We start from the raw sequence: 3,270 nt of genomic DNA on the forward strand, positions 1-3,270 counted from the left end.
GGGCGAGCGGCACGGCCCCCAGGGCGAGGACGGCCGCCGCGCCGGCCGCGGCGAGGGCGAGCCTGCGGCGGCCGGCGGGACGGCGGTGCGGGGAAGCGGACATGTCGGTCTCCGAGGGTGAGGAGGTGGGTCTGTCTCTCCGTTGCCGCCGCGCCGCCGGAGGTTGCCGCCGCGCTTCGGGAAGTCGCCCCGGTACCGCGGGAAGTTGCCCGCGCGCACCGGACGTTGCCGCCGCAGCATCCGGGACCTTCGGCCCTCCCCCGCCGGGCGCGGATCTGATGGAGTGTCAGCCGCTCTGCTGCCGGCCGGGTTTGCGAGGAGCCGGGCCGGCGGCAGAGCACCGTACGCACCGCACCGCCCAGGAGGCCTCCTTGCCCGCTCCCGCACCGCACACCGAGGCCGCCATCGCCTCGGTCCGCCGCCAGTCCCCCGGCCGCCGCACGGTGGTCGCCCTGCGCGGCGAGCTCGACCTGCACTCGGCCGGCCGCCTGGAGCCGCGGCTGCTGCCGCTGCTGGAACGCGGCGGCGGCGAGCTGGTGCTCGACCTCGCGGCGGTGACCTTCTGCGACAGTTCCGGCGTGGACCTCTTCCTGCGGCTGAACGGCCGCTGCGCCGCGGACGCCTCGGTGGTGCTGCAGGGGATCCCTCGGCAGCCGTCCCGGGTGATCCGGCTGCTGGGCGCCGACCGGGCACTGCGCTGCGAGTTCGAGCGCACCGCGTAGGCGGGCGCCGGGGCCCGTCAGGCAGGGACGAGCGGCGCCGACCAGACCAGGCGGGTGCCGCCGTCCTGCGGGGCCGAGAGTTCGAAGAGCCCTCCGACGCCGTGGGCCCGCTCGGCGAGGTTCCGCAGTCCGCTGCGCCGCCCCTGCTCGGGGATGCCCACCCCGTCGTCCTGCACGGTGAGCACGACCTGTCCGCCCGCGGCCTGCAGCACCACCTCGACCCGGCCCGCCTTGGCGTGCCGGGCCGCGTTGCTGAGCGCCTCGCCGAGCACGGCCACCACTTCGTCCGCGAGCCGCAGCGGCACGTCGGTGTCGAGCAGCCCCTCCATGCTGAGCCGCGGGGCGAAGCCGAGGGCGGCCTGCGCCTCCCCCACCGCGGCGACCACCCGTGAGCGCAGTCCCTGCCGGGAGTCCTCGCGGGCACGGAGGCCGAAGATGGTCGACCGGATGATCTTGATGGTCTCGTCGAGGTCGCCGACCGCGCGGAGCACCCGGTCTGAGGCGCCGGTGTGCTCGATCACCCGGGCGGCGCTCTGCAGGGTCATGCCGGTCGCGAACAGCCGCTGGATGGCGAGGTCGTGGAGGTCGCGGGCGATCCGGTCGCGGTCCTCCAGCATCGCCAACTGCTCGGCGTCGCGGCGGCGTTCGGCGAGTTCCAGGGCGAGTGCGGCCTGGTCGGCGAAACCGGAGAGCGGGCCGATCTCGCGGTCCGTGAAGGCGGGTTCGCCCGTCCGCCGGGCGAGCAGCAGCACGCCCGGGATGTCGCCCTCCTGCCGGCCGATCGGGACGGCGACGGCCGGGCCGAGGCCGCCGTACCCGGTCGGTCCGACGGCCGGGCCGCCGGCGGGTCCGACGCCGGCCCCGGCTGTCGGCCGGTGGTCGTCCGCCAGAGCGGTCGTGGTCACCGGGTGGCCGCCGGTGACCGCCCGCCCGGGCAGCGAGCCCTCCAGCGGCAGCAGCCGGCCGAGCCGGGCCGCGGTGTCGCCGCCGAGGGCGAGTTCGACGCGCAGCGCCTGCCCGTCGCCGGTCGGGGCGGACATGTCGGCGAGTTCGGCGCCGGTGATGGCCATCGCGCGCTGGGCGATCAGCTCGACGACGTGCGCGCGGGAGGTGCCGGAGAGCAGGCTGCGGGTGATCTCGGCGCTCACCGCCAGCCAGCGCTGCTGCCGCTGCGCCTCCTCGTAGAGCCGCGCGTTGTCGATGGCGACCCCGGCGGCCACCGCGAGGGTGGAGATGACGGACTCGTCGTCGGCGTCGAAGCCCTCGCCGTTGCGCTTGTCGGTGAGGTAGAGGTTGCCGAAGACCTCGTCGCGGACCCGGACGGGCACGCCGAGGAAGGTCCGCATCACGGGGTGGTGCGCGGGGCAGCCGTGCGAGGCGGGGTGCGCGGCGAGGTCCTCCAGCCGGAGCGCCTCGGGCCGGCGGATCAGCTCGCCGAGGATGCCCTTGCCGGTCGGGTACGGGCCGATCTCGGCGATCTCGTCCTCGCCGAGCCCGACGGTGAGGAACTGCGAGAGCGTCTCGCCGTCCGGGCCGATCACGCCGAGTGCCGCGTACTTGGCGTCGACGAGGACGGCGGCCGCCTCGACGATCCGCCGCAGCACATGGGTGAGGTCGAGCTCGCGGCCGACCGAGAGCACGGCCTCCAGCAGACTGTGCACGCGGTCCCGGGTGCCGCGGGCGGCGTCGATCCGGGCCTGCAGTTCCTCCAGCAGTTCGTCGAGCCTCAACTGCGGGATCCGCGGCCTCATCGCGTCCTCGCCCACCGGGTCTCCTCACCCTTCGCCACCGGAGGATCGATTCTTGCAGACCTCGCGCCCGCGGACGGGCCGTCCGGCGGTCGTGGCCGCGGGACGTCCCTCCGGTGCGCGCCCCTGCCGCCGCCCGGGGGCCGGCGATGGCGTGTCGAGGCGGACGATGTCGGCGCCTGCCCCGCCGGGGAAGCCGAACGCGCGGCCGTCGGTGACTTCCCGCCCGGTCGGTCCGGCGCGCCGGCGAACACGCCGCGCGCCCCTGCGGCCGGGCCGGGCCGCGGCCGGGCGTCAAGGACCCGTCAGGGAACGGGCCCGCGGCATCAGGATCGCGTCAACCGGAGGTCCGGCCGGCCGGGGCGGGCGTCCCCTGGAGGCACGGGGCTGGCGAAGGAGGCGCGTCGGTCATGGCCGGAGCGGTACGGGTGGTGGTGGGTCTGGACGGGTCGCCGGAGAGCCTGGCGGCGCTGGAGCGGGCCGTCCGGGAGGCGGCGCGGCGGGAGGCCGTCCTGGTGGCGGTGTCCACCTGGGGTGCGCCGGCGCAGCGTTCCCGTCCGGGTGCGGAGCGTTCGGCGCGGCGGCGGGTGGACGAGTCCTTCGGCAGGCTCCTCGGCGGGTACCCGGCCGGGCTGGTGATCCGTCCGGCCGTGGTGCGGGGCCGGCTCGCTCCGGCACTGGTCGCGGCCGCGGGGCCGGGCGACCTGATCGTGGTCGGCGACGGCGACGGCCGCCTCGTCCGGCTGCTGCACGCCTCGCCCGCCGCGTACTGCCAGGACCGGGCAGCGCGCCCGGTCCCG

General features: G+C 76.8%; 3 protein-coding genes. 2 read left to right on the forward strand and 1 reads right to left on the reverse strand.

Going from position 1 to position 3,270, the window contains the following annotated elements:
• Nucleotides 1-371: 371 nt before the first annotated feature.
• Nucleotides 372-722 (forward strand): STAS domain-containing protein, encoded by a 351-nt coding sequence (locus ABZ641_RS30415; RefSeq protein WP_344624252.1) that lies wholly within the window; start codon nt 372-374, stop codon nt 720-722.
• Nucleotides 723-739: 17 nt separating this feature from the next.
• Here ABZ641_RS30415 and ABZ641_RS30420 read toward each other — a convergent pair whose 3' ends face one another.
• Nucleotides 740-2,473 (reverse strand): GAF domain-containing protein, encoded by a 1,734-nt coding sequence (locus ABZ641_RS30420; protein WP_359986950.1) that lies wholly within the window; start codon nt 2,471-2,473, stop codon nt 740-742.
• A 407-nt stretch (nt 2,474-2,880) separates the two neighbouring features.
• Here ABZ641_RS30420 and ABZ641_RS30425 point away from each other — a divergent pair.
• The coding region (locus ABZ641_RS30425) for a universal stress protein (protein ID WP_359986947.1) at nt 2,881-3,270 on the forward strand (390 nt) is incomplete at its 3' end.

This window comes from Kitasatospora sp. NPDC007106 (genome assembly GCF_040634455.1).
Classification (GTDB): Bacteria; Actinomycetota; Actinomycetes; order Streptomycetales; family Streptomycetaceae; genus Kitasatospora; species Kitasatospora arboriphila.